Genomic DNA, 25,477 nt, shown 5'->3' with positions numbered 1-25,477 from the left:
ACGCCCTTCCCATCCCCGTGTCGGGTTAGGGTCACCGGGTGACCGACCGCCTAGTCTGGATCGACTGCGAAATGACGGGGCTCGACCTCGGCAAGGAAGCGTTGATCGAAATCGCCGCCCTCGTCACCGACGCGGAGCTGAACGTGCTCGGCGAAGGAGTCGACATCGTCATCCACGCCGACGAGGAAAAACTCGCCGGGATGCCCGACGTCGTCCGCGAGATGCACGCCCACTCCGGCCTCACCGAAGAGGTCCGCGCCTCCAGCGTCACCCTCGAAGAAGCCGAACGCCGCGTCCTCGAGTACATCCGCGAGCACGTCCCGGAAGCCGGCACCGCGCCGCTCGCCGGCAACTCGATCGCCACCGACCGCGGCTTCATCGCGCGCGACATGCCGGCGCTCGACGCCCACCTCCACTACCGCCTGGTCGACGTCTCCTCCGTCAAGGAACTCGTCCGCCGCTGGTACCCGCGGATCTACTACGCCAAGCCGGAGAAGGGCCTCGCGCACCGGGCACTGGCGGACATCAAGGAATCCATCGGCGAGCTCGACTACTACCGGCGCGTCGCCTTCGTCCCGCAGCCCGGCCCGACCAGCGACGAAGCCAAGGCGGCGGCCGCTGAAGTGCAGGAACGGTTGCAGAGGTAACCCCCTGAAATCCGGTTGAGGGCACCCGCTACGATTACTGCCATCGAGGTGATCGCACGCGGTTCCCTCGCTGATGGTGGGCGTAGCTCAGCTGGTAGAGCACCTGGTTGTGGTCCAGGAGGTCGCGGGTTCGAAACCCGTCGCTCACCCCAACACCCCGACGTGGTCGGGCCCTCGCGGGCCCTCCCCATGGTCGGGGTTTCGCCTTTTGTGGGGCCGAACCCCCACACTCCCGCCGGGGGCTCGCCCCCGAAACCCCCCGTCCCGCGTGGTTTCGTTGCGCTGTTCGTGGCAACCCTCACGACCGGATGGCTCAGCGTGCGAACGTCCGATCGCCGGTGCACCGTGGGATGGTGGCACGTTCAGGACCGAAGATCAGGCGGAAGAAGAAGCTGCGGTACGAGGACATCACCGTCGTCGACCGCTCGCTTCTCAAGCGGGCGGTGGGCGCCGCCGCCCTCGGCAACGCCATGGAGTGGTTCGACTTCGGCGTCTACGCCTACATCGCCGACACCATCGCCGAAGTCTTCTTCCCGCCCACGGTCTCCCCTGGAGTCCGGCTGATCGGGACCTTCGGGGCCTTCACCGCCGCCTTCCTCATGCGGCCGCTCGGCGGGCTCGTCTTCGGGCCGCTCGGCGACCGGATCGGGCGGCAGAAGGTCCTCGCCGTCACCATGATCATGATGGCCATCGGGACCCTGTGCATCGGGCTGATCCCGTCCTACTCGTCCATCGGCGTCTGGTCGCCCATCCTGCTCGTCCTCGCGCGGATGGTGCAGGGGTTCTCCACCGGCGGCGAGTACGGCGGCGCGACGACGTTCATCGCCGAGTACTCCCCCGACAAACGCCGTGGCTTCATGGGTTCCTGGCTCGAGTTCGGCACTCTGTCCGGGTATGTGCTCGGCGCGTCCGTCGTCACCGGGATGAAGGCCTGGGTCCCGCACGAGACGCTGCTCGACTGGGGCTGGCGGATCCCGTTCCTGGTCGCCGGGCCGCTCGGCATCATCGGCCTCTACCTGCGGCTCAAGCTCGAGGAGACGCCCGCGTTCCAGAAGCACGCCGAAGAGGCGGAGAAGCGCGGCCGCTCCGGCGAGCCGTTCTGGAAGATGTTCACCGACTACTGGCCCGCGCTGCTCATCTGCGTCGGCCTGGTGCTCGTGTTCAACGTCACCGACTACATGCTCCTGTCGTACATGCCGACGTACCTGTCCGAGCAGCTGCACCTCGACGCCACCCACGGCCTGCTGCTGATCATCGTCGTCATGGTCGTGATGATGCTGATCATCCTGGTCGGCGGGCGGATCACCGACCACGTCGGCCGCAAGCCCGTGATGATGGCAGGCTGCGTCGGCTTCGTCGTGCTTTCCTGGCCGCTGATGCTGCTGGTGCACGACGGCGGCCTGATCCTGACGTTCCTCGGGCTCATGGGCCTCGGCCTGCTGCTGCTCTGCTTCGAGGTCTCGATGCCCGCGGCGCTGCCGGCGCTGTTCCCGACCGCGATCCGCTACGGCGCGCTGTCCATCGCGTTCAACATCTCCGTGTCGCTCTTCGGCGGGACGACGCCGCTGGTCATGCAGGCGCTGATTTCGGCCACCGGCCACGACTTCTGGCCGGCCTGGTACATGATGGCCGCCGGCGCGGTCGGTGCCGTCGCGGTCTACTTCAGCCGCGAGACGGCGAACAAGCCGCTCTGGGGCTCCGGTCCCGCCGTGGCGACCGAAGCCGAAGCACGGGAGCTCGTCCGCGATTCGGCGAAGGGCTAGACCGTCTCCAGCAGGAGCCCGGTCAGCTCGGCGGGCATGGTGATCATGCAGTCGTGCCCGGTCGGCAGCTCGCGGACCGGCTCGCCCGCCGGGACCGGCCGCCGGGTGATGCCCGCCGGACGTTGTCCGCCCACGCAGTGGATGTGCGTGCGCGGGATCGCCTTCGCCGCCGGGTTGTCCAGCCGGACCGGCTCCGTGAGGCAGCGCACCGGCTGGTCGGAGAGCATCGAGCGCAGCCAGGCGACGTCGTCGGGATCGGTGACCCCGAACAGGCCCATCGGCGGCATCTCCGGCAGCGGCGGTACCCGCCAGCCGTCCACCGCGGCGTCGATGAGCTGCTTGGTGATGGGCATGACGTCGGCTGCGGTTTCGCCGTCTTCGGGCACCATCGCGTCCAGGAACACCAGGCGGGCAATCCGTTCCGGGACGGCGTTGGCGACGCCCGAGATGACCATCCCCGCGTAGCTGTGCCCGACGAGCACGACCTCGCGTTCGTCCTCGAGCAGGCGGACGACGTCGTCGACGTGGGTGCCGAGCCCGACTTCCGGGCTCAGCAGGTGAGCTTGGTCGCCGTAGCCGGTCAGGGACGGCGCGAGCACCCGGTGTCCGGCGGATTCCAGGCGCGGGACCACCCGATCCCAGCAGTGTCCGCTGTGCCAAGCGCCGTGGACCAGCAGGAATGTTGACATGCACGCCTCGGTTCTCTTCGGTTCCTCGGTACCATTCGGTAACCGGAACCATCGTGATCCACTCGACGCGCACCGGGCAATACGGCACTAAATGGTGCCCCGGTTCTCAGGAGGTAACCGTGCAGGACCCCTGCCAGGCCCGCGAAGTCCTCGGCATCGTCGGGGACAAGTGGGCGCTGCTGGTCGTGCGGATGCTCAAGGACGGGCCGCGGCGCTTCACCGAGCTCAAACGGAGCATCGACGGGATCAGCCAGCGCATGCTGACCGTGACCCTGCGCGACCTCGAGCGCGACGGGATCGTGACGCGCACGGTCCACGCCGTCATGCCGCCGCACGTCAGCTACGAGCTGACCACCATGGGCCGGACCCTGCGCGAAGCCACCGCGCCGCTGATCGAGTGGAGCATCACGCACCTGCCGCTCATCGCGGCGGCGCGCGAGGAGTACGACGACCGCTAGTTCGCGGCGGTCCGCCACTCGTCCCAGGACAGCTGCCAGACGCTCCAGCCATCGGCCGGCTCGAGCTTCGGGCCACCGCTGTTCTGGACCGTGACGACGTCACCCTTCTTCGACGTGTCCATCAGCCACTTCGTGTTGTCGGTGGACAGGTTGAGGCAGCCGTGGCTGACGTTGCTGTGCCCCTGCTGCCGCACCGACCACGGCGCGGAGTGGTAGAAGATGCCGCTGTAGGAGAGGCGAACCGCGTACTGGACGAAGGTGCTGTAGCCACCGGGCGAGTCCTCGGGCACGCCGTAGGTGGCGGAGTTCATCGTGTACCCGTTGTGCTCGCTCATGACGGTGTAGGTGCCGGCCGGGGTGGTGTGGCCGGGCTTGCCCATGGAGGTCGGCATGGTCTTGACCTCCTTGTCGTTGATCGTGACCGTCATCTGGTGGGTCTGACCGTCGGCGACCGCGACGAGCTTGTCGCCGACCGTGCCGGTGATCTTCTTGTCCTCGCGGCCGTAGCTGCCCTTGCCGAGCGCCTTGCCGTAGACGGCGGCGTCGACCTTGATCTTGGTGCCGCTCTTCCAGTAGTCCTTCGGCCGCCAGGTCACCTGCTTGTCGCCGGACCAGCGGAAGGCACCCTCGGTGGCGGGCTCGGCGGTGACCTTGAGCGCCTTCTCGGCGGCGGCCTTGTCCGCGACGCTGCCGGTGAAGGTGAAGATCAGCGGCAGCCCGACGCCGACGGTCTCGCCCTCGTCGAGGTTGACGGAGACACCGAGCTGCCGCGCGGGCCTGACGGTGCTGAAGCTCGACGTGGCGCTGACCGGCTTGCCGTCCGAGCCGGTCGCGGCGGCGGTCAGCGTGTAGGTCTTGTTGTAACCGAGCGGCTCGACGGAGTCCCACCCGGAGCCGTCGGCGCGCGCCTTCCCGGCGACGACCTTGCCGTCGGCCCCGGTCAGCTTGACGTCCCCGACCTTCCCGTCGGCGACGACGACACTGACGGGCTCACCGGGCGCGACGTCCTTGGCATCCTTCGCAGGGCTCAGCGTGAGCACGGCGGGCTTCGCCACGGGCTTGGGAGCGCTCGAGGACACCGTCTCCTTCGGCGGTTCACTCGAAGGGTTACTGCTACAGCCGGCGACCGTGAGGCCGATCACTCCAGCGGCCACGAGCAGCCGCACCCCCGCACTCGTCATGCCCACCTGCCTGTTTAGCCGTCGATGTCCGACTACAGTGTGCCCGACCAGCCCCGACACCGGGGCGGCAACACCGCAACTCGCTAACGGGACCCCCCTGAAACGGGCCCCGGAACCGGGTGCTAATGTTTTCCACGTCGCCGAGGGAAACCTTCGGCAGACACCGGCGCCATTAGCTCAATTGGCAGAGCAGCTGGCTCTTAACCAGCGGGTTCGGGGTTCGAGTCCCTGATGGCGCACACCCACTCCCCAGGTTGAAGATCTCTTCAACCTGGGGTTTTGTGTTATCCGGAATCACTTCGTCCACTTCCTCACTGTCCTTTGTGGTCTCCTGCGAGCCCGAGGGGAGCCCGAGAGCGCAAGCCGGGTGCAACGCCTTCCGCGGGATCGCCCCAGCCAGCTTCCGGGCTGCGTCGGCGGCGACCTCCTCGGCAACGTTCGTGTAGAGGTCCATCGTCACCTTGATCGACGAATGCCGGAGCATGTGCTGGATCACCTTCATGTCCACACCAGCCCCCAGCGCCAGCGTCGCGGCACCGTGGCGGAGGCCGTGCAGGGTGATCGGGGGTAAGCCGGCCAGCTTGATCAACCTCGCGAACTCGTCAGCGACATCGGCCGGGTGCAGCGGACTGCCGTCCGGTTCGGTGAAGAGCAAGTCGTGCTCCACCCAGTCGTCGCCGAGCCGCGCCTTGGCCTCGTCCTCACGGGCCAGGTGAGCGCGCAGCACCAGCACGGTGTTCGGGTCCAGAGCGACGATGCCCTCCGACGACGGGGTCTTGGGCTTGCTCTGACCGGTCTCCCACCCGTACTGCACGATCTGGTTCGCCACCTCCAGCGACGCCGCATCCAGGTAGGTGTCCGAACGGCGCTGGCCACATGCCTCGCCCCGCCGCAGACCGGTATGGGCGACCAGGTGGAACAGCGCGTACAGCCGGTGGTTCACCACGAAGTCCAGGAACGCCCCGGTCAGATCCCCGGTCCACACCATCACCGGGTACGGCACCTCGCCGGTCCGTCGCCACTTCGCGATCCGTTCCGGAGTCCACAGCTTCGGCTTCGGCCGCACCGCCGACGGCAACTCGACCAGCTTCGCCACGTTGTGCGTCAGCAAACCCTGATCTACCGCCGGGCGCAGGATCGCCCGCAGCGTCTCCTTGATCCGGTGCAGCGACGTCGGCCCGACCGGACGCTGCCACTTCACCGCCTCGATCTTGTGCGGGTCGCCGCTGGCCCGGTACTCGGCGATCTGCTCGTTGCGCTCCACGATCGCCTCGAACATCGCATCCAAGTGCCCCACGCGCAGCCGGTCACGCCGGACCTTGGCCAGGTGCGGACGCAGGTACAGCCGGACGTGCGACTCGTAGGAGCGGTACATATTCCGGCTGACGTTCCGCTTCTTCCGCGCCAGGAACTCATCGAACACCACACCCATCAACGGCTGTTCCAGCACCGCCGACCCCGCCCGGACGAGACGACGCACGGTCTCGGTCTCGGGCAGCGGCTCCTTCTGCGAGATCAGTCCCGCCAGCAAGTCCCCGATCTTCCGCGACGTCTCGGTGTCGCCCTCTTCGGCGATCCCGAGCAGGTCTCGGACCCGCTGCAGGCCCTTCTCGGCCTCGGTCGCGCTCTCGTAGCCGCCGCGGCGTCGGGGCCGGCGGTTGCCCTGCGCGTCCTCCGGCAGCTCGATCCGGAAGTACCACTGCCCATGCCGCTTGTTCGCCAGCCTCGGACACGCGGCACCGAGCGACTTCTTGTTCCCGTCCCGGCATGAACACCGCCGGTACACCGAGCCATCGGCCATCGAGATTCCTCTCCCCTCATTCGTCAAGCACCCACCAAGGGCTTTCTCGCAGCCCGATACTCGCGCTGCGACCACCACTCGGGGAAGCCCGAGCCCGGGAAAGATCACCGGATCAGGTGGTCAAACCCAACAGTCGCAACAGCCCCGACGTCGGCACCCGATAGGACGCGCCGGCCCGGAACACGGGGCAGGGAAAGGAGTCACCACGGGCAAGGGCATACGCAGTGGTCCGCCGGATTCCCAACGCACGCGCGGCCGTCATGAGATCGACCACCGCCGGCAATGCGGCCACCTCGGCCAGCGTCATGGCTTGCTCCACCTCGACGGTCATGCGCTCAACCCCAGCCTCTGCAGGGCAAGCTCATGGCACCGCGGGTCGAGATCGATCCCGATGAACCGGCACCGGTGCTCTCGCGCGGCGATCCCGGTGGTCCCGCTCCCCGAGAACGGATCGAGAACCGTCCCACCCGGACGGCACCCCAACTGAACGCAGCGCCGCGCGATCTCCAGCGTTCCCCTGGCCGGATGACTCACACGACCACGGTCCGACGAGACACTCCAGACCTCGGTCTCGGCGGTCTCGCCGGAGTCTCGAGACAGGACGAAGATGTTCTCGTAGCAGTGTGAGAACCGGTCTCGCACGCTCTCAGGCCTGGCGTTGGGCTTATGCCAGATGATCTCGCGCTTCAGCCACCAACCACGGTCCAGTAGCTCGAGCACAACCCGCCACGGCACTCCGACGAGGTCCTTCGCCCGATACGACGCCTGCGGCGGCCGATGCGTCCCGTACGGAGTCCGCAACCGCTCCGATGCGGTCCTCGACGTAGAGCCTTTCGCGACGTAGTGGCCCCAAGAGCCGCCGTAGCTGTCTCCAAGGTTCAGCCAAACTGTGCCTTGTGTCGCCAGGACCGCGGCTAGCTCGTCGACGGCTACGGCAAGTCGACCAACGTACTCATCGACCGTTGGCTCCGCGCCCAACTGACCGGCTAGGCGATAGTCGCGCAAGCCCCAATACGGCGGTGACGTGACGACGCAGTCCACTGAACGTCCGGGAAGCATGCGCAACGCCAACACAACGTCACTTTCGTACAGTGCCACCTGTCCATCGTCGTAGGAAACCCTCACGCGGCACTCCGTTGACGGTCATCGCGCTGGAAGAGATTCAAGACAGTACCGTCGGCGGGACATGCAGCGAGCAGGAAGAGATCGTTGATGCTTTCGCCGGAACGCCGCATGACGTCGCCGGGATTTCGAGCGTACCGCGCTCGCAAGCTGCCAGCATCAAAATAATAGACTGGGTGCCATACGACAAGGAATCCGATCCCCGGGCAGCGAGATCCTGCGTCCAACGGGCCGATCACGGCGTTCCGGATGGTCCACCCTTCCTGCTGCAACGCAAATGCAACCCGCCACGCCACGGTAGCGTGATCTGGTGACTGCCCGTCGAAGACAAGCCACGTCGCGCCAGTCCGCCTGAGGACCCGGTGCAACCCCGACCAGACCTGACATATGCCGGCAACGACCTCCGCTCCGGCGACCGACCTGATCTCCGGGTGCCCGAAAACGCAGTCCAGGCTGTCATCGGCAATGGACGCGATCCGGGACACTGCACCCGCCACGGATCGCTGGAAATGATTCGGCAGCAAGGAAACCTCCACGTCACTCGATGACAGAGTCATGGAGTTGCAGGTGATCTTTGATGTCGACGACGGTCACAGCGGCTCAGTCGGCAGCCGCGAGCTAGCTCTTGCTGTGTAATTAACTTCCGCCTCAGGGTAACGGCGAACTTCGACCAAACTGTCACAACCGTGCCCCGCCGCACGACATCAGGGTGCCTCGAACAACGCGGACAGGGAAGTGTTCATGACCGACCCGGAAGCCCCAGAAGCATCGCCTACCTCACACCCCGAAGGAAGGCGACGCTGGACGATACTGTGGTCGGGTTTGATTCCCTCGAGCGCGATTGCCACACTTCTCGGCGTACTTTCGGCCCTTGATCAGCTGTTTCACCACCTGGTGGGCAACGGCTACCGCAGCCTTGAGTTCGCTTGCGGTGGCCTCTTGGCCTTGGCCCTTGTTGTCGCGCTTGTCCGTGATCTGCGTCGGCGGAAGGAGCAGGGACGTCTACGAGTCAAGCATGTTGCCGTCTTCGCAGCTGCAGTCTTGTTATCCGTCGGCTTGGGTTTTGCAGGAGGCAGGCTGTTCTGGCAACCAAGTGCCGATGCGACGACAGGTACCGGTTCAAGTCAGCAGATTCCGACGACCACCGCGCCGCCTCCATTGCCGGTCACTGCTTCAGTGTCGTTCTCGCCGTCACCGACTCCAGTTGACTCCATAACGCCGTCCCAGACGCCTTCATCGGCGATGACACCGACGAGAATATCCAGACCGCCTTCAGCCACGGTGCGGCCAGCGCCTGGTTACGCGCAAATCGAAGTCGTGGGAGATCACCCAGGTGGATGCAACACCTCGTACACCGCGTCGGGAGCGACTAACGGTGACCCAGCCACGACCGACAAGGCACTCTGGTTAGTCGTCGACTTGTTACCAGACAACGCCAACGGAAACAAAGACCACTTCTACGCCAAGGCACCGGTCAGCGGACCGTTCGAAGGTGTCAGCGTCGCAGCAAACACCGATGGCGGCGTGCGAAACATGCGCTTCTTGATCGTAGCCGGCGACGCGAGGGCGGACGCTGAACTGCGCGCCAACTACGAGTCGGACCGAAACCCACGACGGCAGCTACTCCGACGTCCAGCGCGAACAGCTTCCATCGGGTAGTGGCATTGCTGCCGAGACTTCACCGGTCGAGCAACGGTGCTGATTCTGCCTTTCTTCACGTGCCCTAGCTCATCGTCAGGCACGCGTTGCTTCTGGGTGTCGCAATCAAAATCGTCGTCGAGGTGCCAAGTCGCGTAGCGCGGAAGTCACCCAGCGAGCAACCCTGCCACCATCTGCCTTGTTTCCTCCTCGAGATCGACGTCCAGCGATGCAGCTGTCGACTCCAGCTTGGCCACGATTTCACGTAGGCCGACACGGTTACCCGCGCGATGCTCGACACGGAGCGAGTCACGGTAGAGCAACTCGCTGACCGGATCGGCAAGAAGCCCGCGGACGACAGCTCGTCGTGCTGAGGCGAGATCGCCGGCGTGGTAGCTAGCGGTGGCCAGAACGTGCGCCACCTCGACAACGGTGTCGATCATCTCTCGCTGGGGCCACGAGCTCCACGCGTACCGATCCGACGGCACGTTGCTCAGCGGCAAGCCCGAGACCAGCTCCATGGCTTCCTTCAGCAGGTCGATCGAGGTCTCGGGGTCGGCGAGACCGCGCCGAGACAGAACTCGGAACTGGTCCCAGTCGCTCTCGAAGGAGTCCGAGAGGCGGTAGCCGCCTCGTCTCGCGTCGACGTTCGGGAGGTACAGCTCGCCGTCGGCGTCTCGGCCGAGCCAGGTGCGCAGGCGTGAGATGTAGCCCTGGCGAGTCGCCGCCGACCACGGTGCGGTGTCGGTGCCGAGCTGCCGTGAGATCTCGTCCGCGTTCGCTCCGGGGTGGAGGCTGAGGAAGGCCGCCAGCTCGGTCAGCCGGTTGATCTTCTTCGCCTCGACGACCGCGGGGTCGACGCCGATCAGGCTAACCGGGCCGAGCAGCCTGATCGCGGGAACCGGGGCCTCGTGGGCGACGGCGGGAGGGGAGGGCGTCGGCTCGGGTTGAGGTTCCGGCTCGGGGGCTTCCGGTTCGGCGTGGCCCGCGGTTAGCTGGGTGACCTGGTCGGGCGTCAGCCGTTGCAGCTCGACGTCCGTGTCGAGTTCGTCGACGAAGGTGCGACCGGTTCCGACATCCAGGCTCCAAGCCCCCGGCAGGACTTGGCCTTCCGGGATGACCGTCACGATCGCGGCGACTCGCTCATCTACGGCCACGAGGTCGCCGAACTGAGCTTGGTCGACCGGCACGGCCGAGAGGATCACGAAGCGACAAGACTCGGTGGCCACGGTCTCGAGAGCTTCGCTCCAGTTCTCGGCAAATCGAGCTTGGTCGACGTTGCAGGCGGCGGTGCGCTTGCCAGTTCCAATGACAATGATCGTGATATCGCTGGTCCATTGGGCAGAGAGAAGGTCCCACGTCATCGCTGCCAGCACGGCGCCGGCATCCTCCCGGTTCCCTCGGAGCGCAAGCAGGCCCGCCTGCTCGAGGTTGGCCAGCACCAAATCGCTCTCACTCGTGTAGCCCAGGGAGACCAGGGCTGGATAAGGAGCCAGGTCTTCGTCCATCTCGGATGCACTCGGGTGCTCGCTCAACAGCCACTCGGTCTCCGTGATGGCGGCGAACGGGCGGATGGCGTCGGCGGGTCGGGCGAGCCGGAGGCGAATCCCGTTTGCTCCGATGCTTGCCCCAGCGACCGGGGGCAGCTCAGATCCGTCTCGGCGAGCGTTGCGGGCCATCGCTCGCAACGCGCGGTCGAGCTGCTGCACTGTCGGCGTTTCGACGACGGCGGCCTGCTGACACACACGTCCGCGCCGCGCGGACATCAGCAGGAGCAGAGACACCACCAGCACTCCTCCGGCGCCGGCGAGCAGCGCCGGCGTCACACCGCTGTCCTGCTCGACCGGAGGCGCGACCTCGGCGGGACGCGGGGTTGCAGGCGGAACGGCGGCTGCGGGGCTAGGCGTGGCCGGCGTGTGGACCGGTACCGGAGTTGGTGGCGGGCTCGGGCTGGGCTTCGGGTCGTGGCCTGGCAGCCGGAGGACGTCGCCGGGGTGCAGCTGGTCCGGGCTGATGAGCGGGTGCCCGGACGGCTGCGGGCGATCTCGATTCAGGTCGAAGATCTCCTGATAGCGGTGAGCGTCACCGAGCCTGTCCCGGGCGATCCCGGACAGCGTCTGGCCCGGCCGGACGATGACCTCGTCGGCTCCCGGCAGCTGGAGAACCCAGCCTGGCTTCAGCAGTTCTGGATCGCGGAGCGCGTCTCCGCCGGGCTGCGGAACTCCGCGGTTGAGCTCGTAGATCTCCCGGTAGCGGCCTGCGTCGCCGAGTTCGGCCTTGGCGATCGAGCTGAGGTTGTCGCCGGTGACGACGACGTGGGGCGGTACTTCGGTGGCTTCGGCCGTGGCCGTGCCGGCCAGCAGGAGGAGCAGCATTCCGGCAGCGAGACGCTGAGCCCAGCCGAACCCCGGCAGCCGCAGAGGTCGTGTCCCTCGAAGGGCCGCTGTGGCTTCGACGCCGAAGGCGACGAGCAGCTGGAGCCATGCGACCAGGCCGACACCGACCAGCAACAGGAGAAACAGGCTGCCGTCGTCGCGAGTGGTCAGCCAGGTGAAGACGTCGTCGACCCGGTCCGGCAGGTACGCGGTGCGGAACTTCCACAGTGCTGCAGGAGGGCCCCCGATCAAGGCGCTGATCGCCACGAGGCCGGCGAGGGTTCGGACTGTGCGCATGGTGTGCTCCTCCCGGCTCAGTCCGCCGAGACGAGGACGGCGGCACCGTGGCCGTGAACGGTGAACTCGGCGATTCCGACGGATCCGAGGAAGATCGTGGTGCGGGTGATAGCGGTGTCGACGACGACCTCGTGCTCGTCGGCGTGGGCTGTGCCGGTGGCGCCGGACGTCGCGATGTACCGCCGTGCCTCCGCCTCGGCGATGGCCGGCTCGACGTCTGCGTCGGTGCCGTGGGCAAGGGAGTGCGCGTGTACGGCCTGCGCGCCGGCGCGGGCGGCTTCTTCGGCGATCGCCGTCGCCTGCGAGTACGCCAGGCCCTTGCGCGTCCCGTCGACGGCGATGCCGACAGCGGCGAGCAGCGCAAGGCAGAGGCCGAGGATCAGTACCGACGCTGAGCCGCGTTCATCACGCAGGAGGCCGCGGGGCTTCATGACCGTGAGCCGTAGCGGTCAATAGGTGAACGGAACTGCGCTCGCAGCGTCTTCGAACCTCCGATACCCGGGATCGCGAGGGTGTCCAGCGGGACGTCGCAGGTGATCGTGGCGGTGACATACCCCGGTTCGCCGAGGGACTTCGCGAAGTCCGCAGCGTCGACCACGACCTCGATGCTGCTGCAGGTCAACTGCTGCTCGGCCAGCACTGCGCGGGCGCGGCGCTCGGCGGCCACAGCTGCAGCCTCGCCATCGCGAGAGATGGACGCGGCGCGGGCGGCCGACCGAGCAGCTTCGTCGATCGCCGCGTCGGCGACCAGAACGCGCACTCCGACCAGGCCCAGCCCCACAAGCAGGATCAGCGCGGTCACGCCGACCGCCGTCTCGACGGTGATGTCGCCGCGCTCGTCGCCGATCATGGCTCGAGCCGCTCGATCGGGCCGGACGCCGTCTGGCTGATCAGGAACCGGGCGAACGGCACGAGCGAAGTCGCCTCACCGGTGACGGTCACCGTGACGCTGTCGCCGTCCGTGCCAGCCCGGGCGTGTACGTCGGAAAGCCAGGTACCGGTGACCTCGCGGGTGTACGTCTCGGCGGCCGACGCTGCGGTTGCCAAGTCCGTCGGCAGCAGGCGTGCCGACCGCACACCGTCCCTTGCAGCCTCCAGGGCCACGCCGCGGCCGAGAAGGACGAACGCAACCTGGATGCCTGCCCACGCGACGAGCAGGATCGCGCTGTAGATGACCGCGGCGGCGACGTTGTCGTCCCCGCGTTCGCCGTGCATCAGTGCCCACCGATCAAGGGGAGCTTGCCGTTGACGAAGGCCGTGATGCCGGCGCCGATCAGCGTGGCGATGGTGATGCCGAGCGCGGCGTAGAAGGCCTTGGTGATGTTCTCGTCGCCGCGTTCGCCCTCAGCGGCGAACTGGCTCAGGCGTGCCTGCAGGAACAGCCACCAGAATGTGATCTTGCCGAGCATGTTCTTCTCCTCTCAGGTGTGGAGCATCAGGTAGAGGCCCGGGAACGCGAGGAAGCCGATGAACGCCAGCCCGAGCAGCGCGACGGGCATATCCATGCGGTCCGAGCGGACCGACGAACCGGTCTTGCGGTCCGCGAGCTGCTTCTCGTCCAAGGCCGCCGCTTTGGCGCGGAGCGTGTCGACGATGCTGGCGCCGTCCTGGCCGGCGCTGGCGATGATGTGCCCGATGTCCTTCAGCTCGCGGACGCCGGTTTCCTCGGCCAGATCGGCGAATCCGGCCCACGGCATCCGACCGCGCAGCGCAGCTTCGTCGATAGCCAGCTTGATTCGCTGGAAGGCCCAGCCCGTGCCGAGCGTGGCCGGGTAGCGCAGCGCTTCGACCGGACCGCGGTCGCCGAGCCTTCCCAGAGCGACGAGCCGGCAGTAGGCAGCCAGCGCGCCGGCGAACGCCGCCCGCGCGTGCTTGACCTTGTTCTTCAGCACCAGCACCGGCAGCTGCCACCCGACGAACGCACACCCTGCGGACGCCGCGCCGGTCAGCACGATCGGCGGTGCGGCTCCGACCAATGCGAGGACGGTGGTCAGCACCGGGATCCACAGTGCACCAACGAGCAAGAAACCCACTCGCTGGGCGACAAAGGACTCGCGCGACTGCCCGATCAGCGCGAGGTCAGCCGGTTTCGCGATCAGTTTCAGCCTGTCAGCTTGGGCAATGACGACCTCGCGCAGTCCAGGCGGTCCCTGCGGTGTCTCGCGGAGTACGTCGGCGAGGCGCGGCCGCGTCGGCGCGAACGCCGCCACGATCAGCGTCACGCCGATCGCCGCCGTGATCGCCAATGCGATCAGCACCGCCTCGGTACTCATGTCGGTTCCTGGTGCAGGAATCGCGGTGCCGATGGCTCGACACCGAGTCGCCGCAGCCACACCACGGCGATGCCTACAACGCCGAGCACGGCGGCGAGCACCAGCTGCCCGCCGAGCGAGCTGTAGACCGACGTGTAGCTGTTGCTGCCGAAGACTGCGAAGCCGACGAACATGACCGCCCACAGGCCGAGCAGGATTCGTGCCGCGGAACGGCGGCGCGCGCGTTCGGTCTCCGCGTCGCGGCGCGCCGCGACGTCGGCGGCGATCTGCCGGGCCAGAGTAGTCAGCAACTCGGCGGTGCCCGTGCCTTGCTGATGAGCGACGCACAACCCGGCCGCCGCGGCGTCGCCGACCTGGTCGTCGACGTCCTCGGCGAACTGCATCAGCGCGTCGGCGACGTCCCAGGTCTGTAGCCGCTGTCCGAGCGTGGTCACCTCGGCGAGGATCGCAAGGGGCACGTCGTTGGCCGAGCTCTGCAGGGCGCCGACGAGACCCGCGTTGCCGGCGCGCAGGACGTCCGCGAGGCCGCGCAGCCAGTCTTCCAGGGCCTCCAGCCGTTCGATCCGCTGGGCGGCAGCCCTTCCCGCGCCGAGCAGCCACGGCACGAACGCGGCCGCCGCCGCGATGGCGATCCCGGCGACCGGCCAGCCGCTCACCAGCCAGACCAGGGCACCCGCACCGCAAGCCAGTCCCCATCGCGCCGGAACGCCGGGCCTGGCCAGCAGCCACCGCCGGCCGCGCCGGAAGGCCGGCACGTCGTTCGGCTCGCGTCCGTAGATCCCGAGGACGGCTAGGGTGATTCCCAAGCCCGCTCCGGCGCCGGCCAGTGCCAGGATGAACTCGGTCATCGTCGGCTCCGATCGGTCAGCCAGCCGCCGTCGCCGTCGCTGGTCAGCCAGGTCCGGTCGAAGCCGCCGCGCTCGTAATCCTCGATGTCGGTCGGCAGGTTTCCGGTCGGCGCAGAACGCCCGCCGTCGGCTGACGCGAACAGGTGGGTGCGGGCCGGGCGCCCGTACTCCCCCGGTTCGACGGAAGCGATTTCGGCGACGTGGCGATCGAGATGGCCCGGTCCGTGCACCAAGTCGACGTGCACGATCAGGTCGATGGTGTTCGCGACGACCTCGTAGGCGAACTCGGGCGTCCAGGCCGCGTTCGTCTCCAGGCAGAGCAACACCATGCGGTGGATCGCCTGCGCTGCGCTGCGAGCATGCAGGGTGGACAGCGACCCGGCGCCGCCGGCGGCGAGCGCGTTGAGCATCGGGACGATCTCGCCGCCCCGGACCTCGCCGACGACCGTGCGGGAGGTGTGCATCCGCAGGGACTGCCACACCAGCCTCGTAAGATCCACGCCGCCGACCGGGCGGCCGTTCTCCCAGCGCTCGGTGTTGCCCTCCCGTTCCTCGAACGCGACCACCGCCGGAAAGCGGTCCCGATGACGGTGCAAGCCGAGCTCGAATTCGGTCTCCAGCGTCGCGAAACGCTCGCTCGGCGGGATCTCCCAGCACAGCGCTCGCAGCAGCGTCGTCTTCCCGGCCTTCTGCCGCCCGCAGACGACGATGTTCTTCTCGGCTCGCACTGCCGCGCGCAGGAGTGCGAGCTGAGCGGTCGAGAGCATGCCCCGCTGCCTCAAGGCTTCCAGGCCGGCAGTAGGTAGCCGGTGTCGGCGGATCGAGATGTGCGGCCGGTCGGTGACGCCGATCGTCGCGGCCAAGCGTTCTCCGCCGGGCAGCTCCATGTTGAGCAGCGGACGGGCGTCGTTGATCGTGTGCTCGGTGCGGCCCATCCGGGCCGCGATCCGCTGCAGCCACCGAACGACCGCCTGATCGGTCGACGCGATCCGCGGCGCTCGTCCGACACGGCCGTCGTGGTACGACAACCAGACGGGGTCGCTGCCGATGACGTCGATGTTCTCCAGCTCATCGTCGGCCAGAAGCGCTTCGAGCCGGCCCAGGCCGAACATTTCCGCCAGCACGCCCGACCTGACGACCTGCTCCTGCTCGAGGTCGAGGAACGGGCGGCCGGATCCCGCCCACTCTTTGATCACCGTCGCGAAGACATCGTCGAGCAGGATCTCCGCGACTGCACGCTCATCCTGCTCCCCCGACGCGACCCTCTGCTGCACAAGCGGCGCCAGCCGCTGCTGCACCCGGTCGATGATCTCCTCGAGGTCCGCGACCGCGACGACGTCAACGGACATGGTGGCTCACCACCGGCGGTGGCTTCCGCAGCCAGCTCATCCTCTGCATCGCGCGCCGGCCGACCTCGTCGGCGGCTTTCCGCGCGTGGGTCAGCAGTGGTGACGTCTCGAACTTTCGGCCGGGCCGATACAGCTCTGAGAACTGCGCCGCGGTGACCGGGTCCCAAGGCAGCGCACCGGCGACGTGCAGACCGAGCTCTTTCCCGATTTCCCCGTGCGAATAGCGCTGGTGGACCCGCGGGTCCGCGTCGACGATGAGGACGACGAGTCCTTCGTCGTCGAATACCCCGTGCTCTTGTCGGATGACGTCCACGGCCTTCGCGAGAGCCTGCAGCGACCCCCGGGAGTTGGTCACGACCGCCACGACCAGGTCGGCCTCCGACAGCGTCGCGGCCGCGGTGGCCCGGCTGCGGAACCGGCCGCAGTCGGCGAGGACGTCGACTGTCTCCAGGTCCAGGAACAACGAGGTCAACCGTCGCCAGTCCAGGCTGTCGGCTTCCCGCGGGGAGTTCACGCCCGGCAGCAGGTGATGCCGGGCGGTGCCGTCCGGGAGGACGAGCAGCTGGCTCGACATCGCCCGGTGCAGCGGCATGGACCGCGCCTGCAGCATCAGCTCGAACACGCCGGTCCGGCCATGGCTGCCATCCGGGTCGAACACGCCGAGAGCACGCCCGCCGGCCGGGTCGCACTCGGCGACGACCGCGTGCCGCGGCCAGACCCAGGTCAAAGCCAACGCGGCCGTCGAGACTCCCGGGCTGCCATTCACTGAGATGAAGGAGATCAGCACGTGGATCACCGGTCCTTGGGGAGCACGACGATCGCGACACGGCCGCCCGACGCGCGTGACGCCAACTGCACGCCGTTCGCCTCGGGCACGACGACGTCCACCACCTTGGTCGAGGTCGCGTCGCGTTCACTGACGCTGATCACCGCCCCCCGGACAGGCGCCCACGCTTCTGCGGTGGTTCCCTCAGGGCCTGCGGGAACCAGAAGAATCGGCTGCCGAGGCTGCAAGGGCGCCGCGGGCAGCTGCCCGAGCTTCACCGGCACACCGATCAGCTGCTGCCCGGCGCCAGGCACCGTAGCCGAGGCCGAGACCGCGTCGGGCGTCACGATCGCCCCCGGCTGCAGATCGGTCGGGGACGTCCGGCCGATGACCTCGGACCGCCGCTCCCACGGCAACGGCCGAACACCGGGGTCGGGCCGGACTTGGACCTCACGCAACGCATCGGCGGTGATGACCTCGCCGTACCGGACCGGCCGGGCGACGCCGACCGCAAGCACTGCGTCGTCGGTCGCGCGGAAGACCCACACGACACCGGTAGCGGAGAGCGCGGACAGCACCACTCCGAGCAGGACGAGGAGCTTGGACCGGCGGCGCCGCGGGGGCCGGAGCGGGACCGGAGCAGGAGGCGGGGCGTCGGGAACTCCGCGCAGTTTCTGCACTCGCGTCGTCATCGCGGGCCTCCGGTGTTGAGGGTCCGGATCTCCCGCAGCGGCAACCGCGCCGACGAGGTCAGCGCCATCGTCCTGAACGCGCTCTGCCCGCCGCCCGACCAGCGGATCTCCCAGTGGCTCGTCGCGTTGACCGCGGCTACTCCTCCGTCGACGAGGTCGCGGTAGACGTGGCCACAGGTCGGCGACAGCTGTCCGACCTGGTCGTCCTTGAACTCGGTGCCAGGTCCCGGACAGCTGACGGTCGTCCCGTCGCCCATCGCCCAGTCGATCTTCACCAACGTGGCTGTGGCGATCACGGTGACCGAGCCGGCGCTCGCGGTCCGCATCACCGGTCCGACGGTGGCTTCGCGGCGGGCGGTCCACATCCAGACCGGAAACCCGATCGTCGCGCCGTGCGGCGAGTCCGCGGAGGGTGCGAGCCGGATGTCCGGCGCCGACAATCCCATCTCCGAGATGGCCTGTTGGGCCAGCTCCGCCGGGGACACCTGCGGGACGACGACCGGCTGCCCGTTCGGGGTGAACACCACTCGCGGCCATCCCTGCAGAGCGCCGCCGCCCTGGCAGATCAGCAGCCTCAGCGAGCCTTCGGACGGCGAGTGGCCACCCCACAGCGGATCACCGGCGGGCGGTGGCGTCCACGGGCGGTCCGTACACGGATAGTGTGGCCGCTGCGCGCTCTGCCCGGCTGAGCCGGCACCTGCTTGGTGAGGGGCAGACTCTTCGGCGGAGCGGCCCGGGTCGGCAGCCGACACCCAGCACATCCCGCGAGTCCCGGTCGACGTGCACCCTCCGGGACCGGTCTGGCCGTACGCGGTCGCTGGTAGCGCCACCGCGGCGAGGCCGACGGCGAGCACGCAACTGCTCTTCAACATGGCTTCTCCAGACGTGGTTGGACCTGTTGCACCAGCCAGCGGTCGGGATCCGGATACCGGACAACCTGAGCTTCGAACTCGTAGCGGCGCGGCTGGTCGGGGTGGTCGAGGTCGCGGCCGGCCTCGCCGGTCCTGTCGCTGACCAGGTGCTCGTCGGTGGCGTCGAGGCAGTCGGTGATGACCACGCGCTGCGGCTGGGCGACGGAAACCGACGTCACCTTCGGGGAGCGTCCGTACCGGCCTTCGGTGTGGGCCGGTACGGACGCGAGGTTGCCAACCTCGTTGACGTAGCCGGTCAGCGCCGGATCAGCCATCGCCTTCGCGAGTTCGGGACGCCAGTCCTTCTCGCGCGGCGCGCGGCCGGCTTGCTCGCTGATCTGCCAGTACAGCTCGTACACGGTGAGCGCCGCGCTTGCTGCCTCCGCCTCCGGCGTGGCCGTTTCCGGCCCTGACGGAAGCGAAACCGGCGACGACGGCTCGGTAATCGACGACGTCTGCGCGCTCCCTGCACATGCCTCCGTACCGACGGAGAGAACGATCAGCGATGCAAGCGAGATCCAAATCTTGGGCATTCTCCGGCCTTCCTGCCAGAAGCTCTCTGCTGGACGCGCTGCGACGTCACGCCGGCCCGTAGTACCCCGGGCCACACCCCACACCGCCGTTCCACCATGCACCGATCACGCGCCAACGGATCACCGGCTGGAGGTTCGTGGTTCCCGGTCCGACGCAGTAGTGGTACAGGTTGAAGAAAATGTCCTGGACGTCGAGCATCACGGTTGACCCGGAACCGTTGTCGCAATGCGTGTACTCGCCTCCGCCGATGTAGCCACAACCAGCGATCTCGACCTTCTCGGACAGCGGCCGAGCGGAAGCTTCCATAACTACAGAGCAGCCGAGTGAAAGAATGATCGACACGATAACGGAAGCGCGCCGAATACAAGTCCTGAAAGACATCTTTTCTCCAAGGAATATGTCTCGAGCCCGACAGAATGGCCGCACACAACGCCACGGACGAACAGGCGTCAACCAAGTCGGACAGGTGAAACTTCGGAGCGCGAAGCGGAGCAGTCACGAAGCGCTCACAGTGCACCGTCTTAGATGTCACCCGTCCGGCGTCACGGACGGGGCAACTGTCACTTTAAGTGCTCGACCTTCCACCTCACGGACGATCTTGCTCGCGGCGTCCCGCGACTTGCCTGTCTTGAAGCTCCCGTGGCGTTACCCTCATTGCCGAGGGGTACGTATCCGTCGCTCGGTGCTTCCATCCCAGGATCAGCGAGAATGACAGCGATTACTAGGGGGTTTCTGTTTTCATGTACAGGAAACATGAAACACAAGGAACGCAAGTCGAAAAGCGAAAGACTTTCGCAACCGAGCTTCGAGATGTGCGCATCGCCCGCGGCCTCTCCCTGACGGAACTGGCCGCTCGAACTCACTACAGCCGAGCTCACCTAGCCAACGTCGAACATGGCCGTCGCGCTGCGACCACGGAGCTGGCCCAGGCTTGTGACACCGCGCTCGAGGCCGGCGGTGAGCTGCTGGCTTTGATTCCACGTCCACGCCAGGGCGATTCGGAAGCAGTAGTGACACGTCCGGCCCAGCTTCCCGCAGCTCCGGGCCGGTTTGTCGGGCGAAGCGCTCAGCTTTCGGCTCTCGACACAGTCTCAGAACAAGCGGACAGGTTGTCGATCGCCACTGTGCACGGGCCACCCGGAGTCGGGAAGACGACTCTGGCCCTCTACTGGGCCCATCGTGAGATCGATCGCTTTCCCGACGGCCAGCTGTTCGCGGATCTTCGAGGCCACTCGGGGCACCAATCACCCGCCAGCCCCGCCGAGATCCTCGAAGACTTCCTGATTTCCCTGGGATTGACCCCTGCGGACGTTCCCTCCAGCGAAGAGAAGCGGGCAGCACTGTTTCGCACGATGACGCACAATCGTCGCATTCTGGTCGTCCTCGACAACGCACTTTCGTCCGACCAAGTACGCCCCTTGCTTCCCGGCGCAGCCGGCAGCACGGTCCTGGCGACGAGCCGGGTCATGCTCACCGGACTGGTCGTGCGCGCGGGCGCGACGCAGCTGGCGCTCGCCCCCTTCGACGCCGCCGATTCACTCCGTTTCCTGCGTGAAGTGGTGGGCCCGCGGGTCGACGATGAGCCAGAGGCTGCGCAAGCCGTCCTTGACCGGTGCGGTCATCTTCCGCTCGCTGTCGCCGTCGCCGCGGAACGCATCGCCGCCCATCCCGTTCGTCTATCCGAGCTCGCTGAAGACCTCGCCGAAGAGCGCCAACGCCTCGCCACCCTGGCGTCGGACGACGAGGCGGACGTTCGTGCCGTCTTCTCCTGGTCTTATCGGGCTCTGCCCGCAGCGGCAGCGCGGATGTTCCGGTTGCTCGGCCTACACCCGGGCAAGGAGATCAGCGTCGCGGCGGCCGCGGCGCTCGCCGACACACAGTCCGACCAGGCAGCGCACCTTCTTCGCACGCTCGCCATGTGCCACCTGGTCGAGGAGGCCGGCCGAGGCCACTTTTGGCTACACGACTTGCTTCGGGTCTACGCATCAGAGCAAGCACTCGCCGTCGACGCGCCCGAAGACATCGAACGAGCTCGAGTTCGTGAGCTGTCGTGGTACCTCCACACCGCCGCCGGCGCGGGGCGCGCTCTGGAGCCGTTCCGGCCTCCGACCACCGAGACCGCGGTCCCCGGCTACGCCGATGCCTTCGCCTGGTGCGAACAGGAGCTGGCCAGCTTCCCTTCGGTGGTCGGGCTCGCGCTCAAGATCGGGCACCTTGATCTTGCGTGCCGCATCTCGCAGGCTCTCTTTTCTTACTTCCACCTTCGCAAACCTTGGACGATCTGGGAGCGCACCTACCACCTCGGCCTGGAGGCCGCTTCCAAGCTCGGAGACCCCTGCCTGCAGGCCGACATGCTGACCGGCCTCGGCCTCGTCGAACTCGGCTTGGGAAACCCGGAAAGCGGCCGTCAAGCGTTTCGCCGAGGACTGGACCTGCTGGAAAACGAAGGGGAACCGACAAGATCAGCGTGGTGTCACATCGGCATCGGACTCGCGCATGCGGACATGGAGGACGTCAGCATGGCCCGGAGCGCGCTCGAACGCGGCATGGTGATCCACCGGGACCAGAGCGACCAGCACGCCGAATCGGTGGCACTCGTACATCTCGCCGATCTCTGCCGAGGAGAGAAGCACACTGACGACGCGCTGCGGTACGCCGGCCGCGCCCTGTCGCTCTGCAGGTCCATCGACGACAAGTACGGCGAAGGGCTCTCGCTCTATCAACTGGGAATGACCTACCTCGCCGCCAACATGCTCGACGATGCACTGCGCCAGCTCGAAGAAGCCCTTTTTGTACAACAGGCCGCGCATGACGACAAAGGCCAAGCCGATACCCTGTGGGCTCTCGCACGAACGTTCACTGCTCGCGGCGACAACACCATGGCGCGTTCTCGGCTCGAGGAGGCCGCGAGCATCTTCGAACGGCGCGGGGATCCCGCCGAAGCCGCGGTGCGCGCCAGCATCGCCAATCTCAAGGACGGGGTAGCAAAGTGACTCCGAACGTCTTCTCCGACCTGGATCTCGACGGCACGATGGTCACCGATCCCGCCGCGACGGCCTTCGCGGCAGCCGACTTCGGTGGCATCATCAGCCGCCCGCCGCTCGCAGTTCTCCGCGCCGGGTCCGCGACCGACATCAAGATCGTCTTACCGATCGCTGCGGCCAACAACATCCCGGTCGTGCCACGGGGGCGCGGCCACACCAGCCTGGGGCAGGCCCAGGCGCTCGACGGTTTGATCATTGATCTGACCGCCATGGACGAGGTTCACGATCTCAGCGAAGACCACGTGACCGTCGACGCCGGCGCGACCTGGAACTCACTTCTCGCCCGCACGCTCAAGCACGGACTGACTCCACGCGTCCTCACCGACTACCTGGGAACGTCCGTCGGAGGCACCCTGTCCGCGGGTGGAATCGGCGGTACCAGCCATCGGTACGGAGTCCAGACGGACAACGTGCTCGCCCTCGATGTCGTCACGGCCGACGGGGCACTCCGTCGCTGCTCACCGATCGAGCTACCCGACCTCTTCCACGCGGTCCTCGGAGGATTCGGCCAGTGCGGGGTCATCGTGCGAGCCACCCTGCCACTGATGGCGGCGCCCGCGCGCGTGCGGCGCATCAAGATCCATTACCCCACCTTCGACGAGCTGGTCACCAGCCAGCGCAGCCTGCTCGCCGGCGGTCGATTCGACTTCCTGCAGGGAGAAATCCTGCCGACCCCGGACGGCTGGGTGTACATGCTGGACGTCGCCTCGTACTACGCACCGCCTCGCGAGCCCGACGATGAGGTCCTAGTCTCAGGACTCGGCTTTGTGACCTCTCGCGACAAGATCGAGGACTTGAGTTACTGGGAGTTCGCCACCCGCCTCGACGAGACCGTGACCTACCTCGAAGACACCGGCGAATGGCAAGCTCCGCACCCCTGGCCCAACCTGCTTCTCCCCGATGCGCAGATTGACTCGTTCACCAGCGGCATCATGGCCGGCCTCGAGCACGCCGACCTGGGCGCGTCCGGATTGATCCTCATCTACCCGATGACCACCACAGCTTTCGGCACCCCGCTTTTCCGGCTACCCGACGCCAGCACGGTTTACCTAGTCGCCGGGCTTCGCTTCGCCACTGACGCGGCGACGGCCCAGGACATGGTGGCCGGAAACCGACGCTGGTACGACGCCGCCATCAACTTGGGCGGCACCAGCTACCCCACCGGAGCCATCCCGTTCACCAGCGCCGACTGGACACGTCACCTCGGTGCGGCACAGGTGGCGCTCGCCGAGGCGAAAGATCGGTACGACCCGCTGAACTTGTTCCCGCGACGCTTCGCGTGATCCGATCGGCCGGCCTGGACCGAGTACCTCCGCAGGGCGACGCCGATGGCTCGGTCAAGGCCGCCAGCAGGTCGGCCGCGATGAGTCCGCCCTGCACCCAGTTCCACCCGAACCAGCCGAGCACGACGCCGACGCTCGACGCGAGCTTGACGTCGCCGACCCGGGTTGGCGACGTCAAGCTCGATATCGTTCAGGTGGCTACAGGACCCGAGACGATCATCGTCGGCACCGGGCACGAGTTCGCCCGCGCGTCAGCTTAGGCAGGGTGACGCCACACGACCGGCGGGTAGACCGTCGGGAGCTCCGCTGATGTCTTCGTCCAGGAAGTGCAGCTCGAACCTGGCCGTGTCGTAGCCGCCGGCTTCCCAAGCGAGGTCGCTGTCGCCGATGCGCCACTCCCTGCCGGTCGCTCGCTCCCTCAGCAACCACGCCATCGCTACCTCCTGGCTCGCGATCCCGACCTCAGCGCGACGAACGTATCAGATGCATAGAACGTGCGTTCGATTGACGCAACGCACTGCGGGCGGGTCCCGGCCAGCCCCGGAACCCGCCCGCTCTGCTGCTGACTACTTCGCGACGGAGGTCAGGAACGCTGACCAGCCAGCGTCCGTCATGACGAAGAAGCCGCCATGCGGATCCTTCGAGTCACGGATTGCTGCACCGTCGCCGACGGGTGCCACCTCGACACACTCGTTGTTCGGTGCGCTGTAGCTACTCTTCCTCCAAGCAGACTCCCGCACGTGATAGTGGTGCATCGCCAGTCTCCAGTCTTTTGATCATGCGGCCGCTCCGATGATCTCCATGAGCAGGTCGCGAGACCCACTCGGATCCTCGGCGGAGGCCCACAGCGTCTCGAACAAGTCTACGTAGGGCTCAACCTCGCCCTCCTGCTCCAGATAGACGCCCGCACGAAGAAGCTCGATGTAGCCGATGTCCGGCTCACCGTCTTCGAACCTCAAGATGCTGAACGGATAGCCCATCGCGGGGTACGCACCGCTCTTGCTCCGCACGAACCTGAGGTCGACGTTCGGCAGCTCCATAAGGTCCGCGATCCGCCGGAGCTGCCCCAGCCAAGTTTCGCGTCCGCCGACCTGGATTCTGAGCACAGCTTCGGTCAGCACGCCTCGGACGCTCAGCGCCGACTCGTCTTGCAGCCGAGCCTGACGGCGAATACGCGCCTGGACTCGATCCTCATGCCGGACATCACCGGCCGCGGAGCCCACCGACTCGATCGCGCGGGCGTAGTCCTCGGTCTGGAAGAGCCCCGGCACAACATCGATCTTGAAGATCAGCAGGTGAGAGGCTTCGGCTTCGAGCGCGACGTACTCACGTACGTCAGCGGCGAAGGCTTCGGTCGAGATTTGATCCAGCCATCGATAGCTCTGGGCCGCCTGCGCGTCGCGGAACAGCGCGTCGCGTTCGTCCGCGGGCCGGCCAAAGTGCAAGGCGAGCGTCATGACGTCGGCAGGCGTAAGCGGCAGCTTGGCGGTCTCGATCCGCGATTGCTTCGCCGTCGACCAGCCGACCGCCTTCGCGACCGCACCCTGGTCCTGCCCACTGTCAGTCCGCCAACCCAGGATCGTGCGTGCGATCCGCCGCGCGCGAACGCCCGACTGCCTCACCTTGACCTCGTCGGCCACGGCTACTCCTCTCGCTCGGTCGGCGTCGAGCCTACGACAGCACAGAAAGTTGCATCGTAGCTCGATCGGGTGGCAATGCAACTTATCGTCTTCGCAATATTGCATCTCGTGCAAATTTGCGCGACGGTGGTCGCAGCATCGACTTCGGGCGCTCAGGACGCCCGCC

At 67.2% G+C, this 25,477-nt stretch carries 28 protein-coding genes, 2 tRNA genes and 1 pseudogene; 11 read left to right on the top strand and 20 right to left on the bottom strand.

What is annotated here, in order from left to right:
• Positions 1-38 precede the first annotated feature (38 nt).
• The 3 genes from orn (at position 39) to proP (ending at position 2,410) form a co-directional block, all read left to right on the top strand.
• Positions 39-647 (top strand): oligoribonuclease, encoded by a 609-nt coding sequence (orn, locus tag ACZ4TR_RS45730; protein ID WP_465294966.1) that lies wholly within the window; start codon positions 39-41, stop codon positions 645-647.
• A gap of 76 nt (positions 648-723) precedes the next feature.
• A tRNA-His gene (locus ACZ4TR_RS45725) sits at positions 724-799 on the top strand.
• A 198-nt stretch (positions 800-997) separates the two neighbouring features.
• Complete coding sequence (proP, locus tag ACZ4TR_RS45720) at positions 998-2,410, top strand: glycine betaine/L-proline transporter ProP (RefSeq protein WP_465294964.1); 1,413 nt, start codon at positions 998-1,000, stop codon at positions 2,408-2,410.
• Here proP and ACZ4TR_RS45715 read toward each other — a convergent pair.
• Positions 2,407-3,099 carry an alpha/beta fold hydrolase gene (locus tag ACZ4TR_RS45715; RefSeq protein ID WP_465294962.1) on the bottom strand — a complete coding sequence of 231 codons (693 nt, stop codon included), beginning with the start codon at positions 3,097-3,099 and terminating at the stop codon, positions 2,407-2,409. The genes proP and ACZ4TR_RS45715 overlap by 4 nt on opposite strands.
• A gap of 119 nt (positions 3,100-3,218) precedes the next feature.
• Here ACZ4TR_RS45715 and ACZ4TR_RS45710 point away from each other — a divergent pair, with 119 nt between their 5' ends.
• Complete coding sequence (locus ACZ4TR_RS45710) at positions 3,219-3,557, top strand: winged helix-turn-helix transcriptional regulator (protein WP_465294960.1); 339 nt, start codon at positions 3,219-3,221, stop codon at positions 3,555-3,557.
• Here the strand turns inward: ACZ4TR_RS45710 and ACZ4TR_RS45705 are convergent.
• Positions 3,554-4,738 (bottom strand): L,D-transpeptidase, encoded by a 1,185-nt coding sequence (locus ACZ4TR_RS45705; RefSeq protein ID WP_465294958.1) that lies wholly within the window; start codon positions 4,736-4,738, stop codon positions 3,554-3,556. The genes ACZ4TR_RS45710 and ACZ4TR_RS45705 overlap by 4 nt on opposite strands.
• Before the next feature lie 166 nt (positions 4,739-4,904).
• Here ACZ4TR_RS45705 and ACZ4TR_RS45700 point away from each other — a divergent pair.
• A tRNA-Lys gene (locus tag ACZ4TR_RS45700) sits at positions 4,905-4,977 on the top strand.
• Between the two features lie 248 nt (positions 4,978-5,225).
• Here the strand turns inward: ACZ4TR_RS45700 and ACZ4TR_RS45695 are convergent.
• A pseudogene (locus ACZ4TR_RS45695) lies at positions 5,226-5,726 on the bottom strand (site-specific integrase); the annotation flags it as partial.
• On the opposite strand from ACZ4TR_RS45695, the gene ACZ4TR_RS45690 reads away from it, so the two are divergent.
• Positions 5,640-6,509: a hypothetical protein gene (locus ACZ4TR_RS45690; RefSeq protein ID WP_465294956.1), complete on the top strand. Its 870-nt coding sequence runs from the start codon at positions 5,640-5,642 to the stop codon at positions 6,507-6,509. The pseudogene ACZ4TR_RS45695 and the gene ACZ4TR_RS45690 overlap by 87 nt on opposite strands.
• Positions 6,510-6,651: 142 nt before the next feature.
• Here ACZ4TR_RS45690 and ACZ4TR_RS45685 read toward each other — a convergent pair whose 3' ends face one another.
• Both ACZ4TR_RS45685 and ACZ4TR_RS45680 read right to left on the bottom strand, forming a co-directional pair.
• A complete protein-coding gene (locus ACZ4TR_RS45685; RefSeq protein ID WP_284743924.1) occupies positions 6,652-6,870 on the bottom strand; it encodes a DNA-binding protein in 219 nt (72 codons plus the stop codon).
• A complete protein-coding gene (locus tag ACZ4TR_RS45680) occupies positions 6,867-7,664 on the bottom strand; it encodes a DNA-methyltransferase (protein WP_465294954.1) in 798 nt (265 codons plus the stop codon). Before ACZ4TR_RS45680 ends, ACZ4TR_RS45685 begins: the two co-directional genes overlap by 4 nt.
• An 11-nt stretch (positions 7,665-7,675) precedes the next feature.
• On the opposite strand from ACZ4TR_RS45680, the gene ACZ4TR_RS45675 reads away from it, so the two are divergent.
• Both ACZ4TR_RS45675 and ACZ4TR_RS45670 read left to right on the top strand, forming a co-directional pair.
• A complete protein-coding gene (locus tag ACZ4TR_RS45675) occupies positions 7,676-7,975 on the top strand; it encodes a hypothetical protein (RefSeq protein WP_465294952.1) in 300 nt (99 codons plus the stop codon).
• A gap of 427 nt (positions 7,976-8,402) precedes the next feature.
• Positions 8,403-9,320, top strand: coding sequence for a hypothetical protein (locus ACZ4TR_RS45670; protein WP_465294950.1), 918 nt, complete (start codon positions 8,403-8,405; stop codon positions 9,318-9,320).
• A gap of 146 nt (positions 9,321-9,466) precedes the next feature.
• Here ACZ4TR_RS45670 and ACZ4TR_RS45665 read toward each other — a convergent pair whose 3' ends face one another.
• From ACZ4TR_RS45665 to ACZ4TR_RS45605, 13 genes are all read right to left on the bottom strand, one after another.
• A complete protein-coding gene (locus ACZ4TR_RS45665; RefSeq protein WP_465294948.1) occupies positions 9,467-11,971 on the bottom strand; it encodes a hypothetical protein in 2,505 nt (834 codons plus the stop codon).
• A gap of 17 nt (positions 11,972-11,988) precedes the next feature.
• Positions 11,989-12,402 carry a pilus assembly protein TadG-related protein gene (locus ACZ4TR_RS45660; RefSeq protein WP_465294946.1) on the bottom strand — a complete coding sequence of 138 codons (414 nt, stop codon included), beginning with the start codon at positions 12,400-12,402 and terminating at the stop codon, positions 11,989-11,991.
• Positions 12,399-12,821, bottom strand: coding sequence for a hypothetical protein (locus ACZ4TR_RS45655; RefSeq protein ID WP_465294944.1), 423 nt, complete (start codon positions 12,819-12,821; stop codon positions 12,399-12,401). Before ACZ4TR_RS45655 ends, ACZ4TR_RS45660 begins: the two co-directional genes overlap by 4 nt.
• Positions 12,818-13,186 carry a hypothetical protein gene (locus tag ACZ4TR_RS45650; RefSeq protein WP_465294942.1) on the bottom strand — a complete coding sequence of 123 codons (369 nt, stop codon included), beginning with the start codon at positions 13,184-13,186 and terminating at the stop codon, positions 12,818-12,820. The genes ACZ4TR_RS45655 and ACZ4TR_RS45650 overlap by 4 nt, the downstream gene beginning before the upstream one ends.
• On the bottom strand, positions 13,186-13,380 hold the full coding sequence (locus ACZ4TR_RS45645) for a hypothetical protein (RefSeq protein WP_465294940.1): 195 nt from the start codon (positions 13,378-13,380) through the stop codon (positions 13,186-13,188). Before ACZ4TR_RS45645 ends, ACZ4TR_RS45650 begins: the two co-directional genes overlap by 1 nt.
• A 12-nt stretch (positions 13,381-13,392) precedes the next feature.
• Positions 13,393-14,244 carry a type II secretion system protein gene (locus tag ACZ4TR_RS45640; protein ID WP_465294938.1) on the bottom strand — a complete coding sequence of 284 codons (852 nt, stop codon included), beginning with the start codon at positions 14,242-14,244 and terminating at the stop codon, positions 13,393-13,395.
• Positions 14,241-15,092 carry a type II secretion system F family protein gene (locus ACZ4TR_RS45635; protein ID WP_465294936.1) on the bottom strand — a complete coding sequence of 284 codons (852 nt, stop codon included), beginning with the start codon at positions 15,090-15,092 and terminating at the stop codon, positions 14,241-14,243. The genes ACZ4TR_RS45640 and ACZ4TR_RS45635 overlap by 4 nt, the downstream gene beginning before the upstream one ends.
• Positions 15,089-16,441 (bottom strand): CpaF family protein, encoded by a 1,353-nt coding sequence (locus ACZ4TR_RS45630; protein WP_465294935.1) that lies wholly within the window; start codon positions 16,439-16,441, stop codon positions 15,089-15,091. The genes ACZ4TR_RS45635 and ACZ4TR_RS45630 overlap by 4 nt, the downstream gene beginning before the upstream one ends.
• The gene (locus tag ACZ4TR_RS45625) at positions 16,431-17,237 is read right to left on the bottom strand and encodes a hypothetical protein (RefSeq protein ID WP_465294934.1); all 807 of its coding nucleotides are present in this window, start codon (positions 17,235-17,237) and stop codon (positions 16,431-16,433) included. Before ACZ4TR_RS45625 ends, ACZ4TR_RS45630 begins: the two co-directional genes overlap by 11 nt.
• Positions 17,234-17,788 (bottom strand): SAF domain-containing protein, encoded by a 555-nt coding sequence (locus ACZ4TR_RS45620; RefSeq protein ID WP_465294933.1) that lies wholly within the window; start codon positions 17,786-17,788, stop codon positions 17,234-17,236. Before ACZ4TR_RS45620 ends, ACZ4TR_RS45625 begins: the two co-directional genes overlap by 4 nt.
• 107 nt (positions 17,789-17,895) lie before the next feature.
• Entirely contained in the window at positions 17,896-18,426 is a 531-nt protein-coding gene (locus tag ACZ4TR_RS45615) for a hypothetical protein (RefSeq protein WP_465294932.1), read from the bottom strand.
• Between the two features lie 338 nt (positions 18,427-18,764).
• The gene (locus tag ACZ4TR_RS45610; protein ID WP_465294931.1) at positions 18,765-19,343 is read right to left on the bottom strand and encodes a hypothetical protein; all 579 of its coding nucleotides are present in this window, start codon (positions 19,341-19,343) and stop codon (positions 18,765-18,767) included.
• 46 nt (positions 19,344-19,389) lie between these two features.
• Positions 19,390-19,725, bottom strand: coding sequence for a DUF6355 family natural product biosynthesis protein (locus ACZ4TR_RS45605; protein WP_465294930.1), 336 nt, complete (start codon positions 19,723-19,725; stop codon positions 19,390-19,392).
• A gap of 359 nt (positions 19,726-20,084) precedes the next feature.
• On the opposite strand from ACZ4TR_RS45605, the gene ACZ4TR_RS45600 reads away from it, so the two are divergent.
• The 3 genes from ACZ4TR_RS45600 (at position 20,085) to ACZ4TR_RS45590 (ending at position 23,931) form a co-directional block, all read left to right on the top strand.
• Positions 20,085-22,337 carry an ATP-binding protein gene (locus ACZ4TR_RS45600; protein WP_465294929.1) on the top strand — a complete coding sequence of 751 codons (2,253 nt, stop codon included), beginning with the start codon at positions 20,085-20,087 and terminating at the stop codon, positions 22,335-22,337.
• Positions 22,334-23,671, top strand: a complete 1,338-nt coding sequence (locus tag ACZ4TR_RS45595; protein ID WP_465294928.1) for an FAD-binding protein — start codon at positions 22,334-22,336, stop codon at positions 23,669-23,671. Before ACZ4TR_RS45600 ends, ACZ4TR_RS45595 begins: the two co-directional genes overlap by 4 nt.
• 80 nt (positions 23,672-23,751) lie before the next feature.
• Complete coding sequence (locus ACZ4TR_RS45590; RefSeq protein WP_465294927.1) at positions 23,752-23,931, top strand: hypothetical protein; 180 nt, start codon at positions 23,752-23,754, stop codon at positions 23,929-23,931.
• Between the two features lie 306 nt (positions 23,932-24,237).
• Here ACZ4TR_RS45590 and ACZ4TR_RS45585 read toward each other — a convergent pair whose 3' ends face one another.
• The gene (locus ACZ4TR_RS45585; protein WP_465294926.1) at positions 24,238-24,426 is read right to left on the bottom strand and encodes a DUF397 domain-containing protein; all 189 of its coding nucleotides are present in this window, start codon (positions 24,424-24,426) and stop codon (positions 24,238-24,240) included.
• A gap of 21 nt (positions 24,427-24,447) precedes the next feature.
• Positions 24,448-25,311, bottom strand: a complete 864-nt coding sequence (locus ACZ4TR_RS45580) for a helix-turn-helix domain-containing protein (RefSeq protein ID WP_465294925.1) — start codon at positions 25,309-25,311, stop codon at positions 24,448-24,450.
• Between the last annotated feature and the right edge of the window lie 166 nt (positions 25,312-25,477).

This window comes from Amycolatopsis sp. NPDC028719, assembly GCF_055565395.1.
The sequence above is the reverse complement of the archived record's forward strand: the minus strand, read 5'-3'. Positions and strand labels throughout refer to the sequence as shown.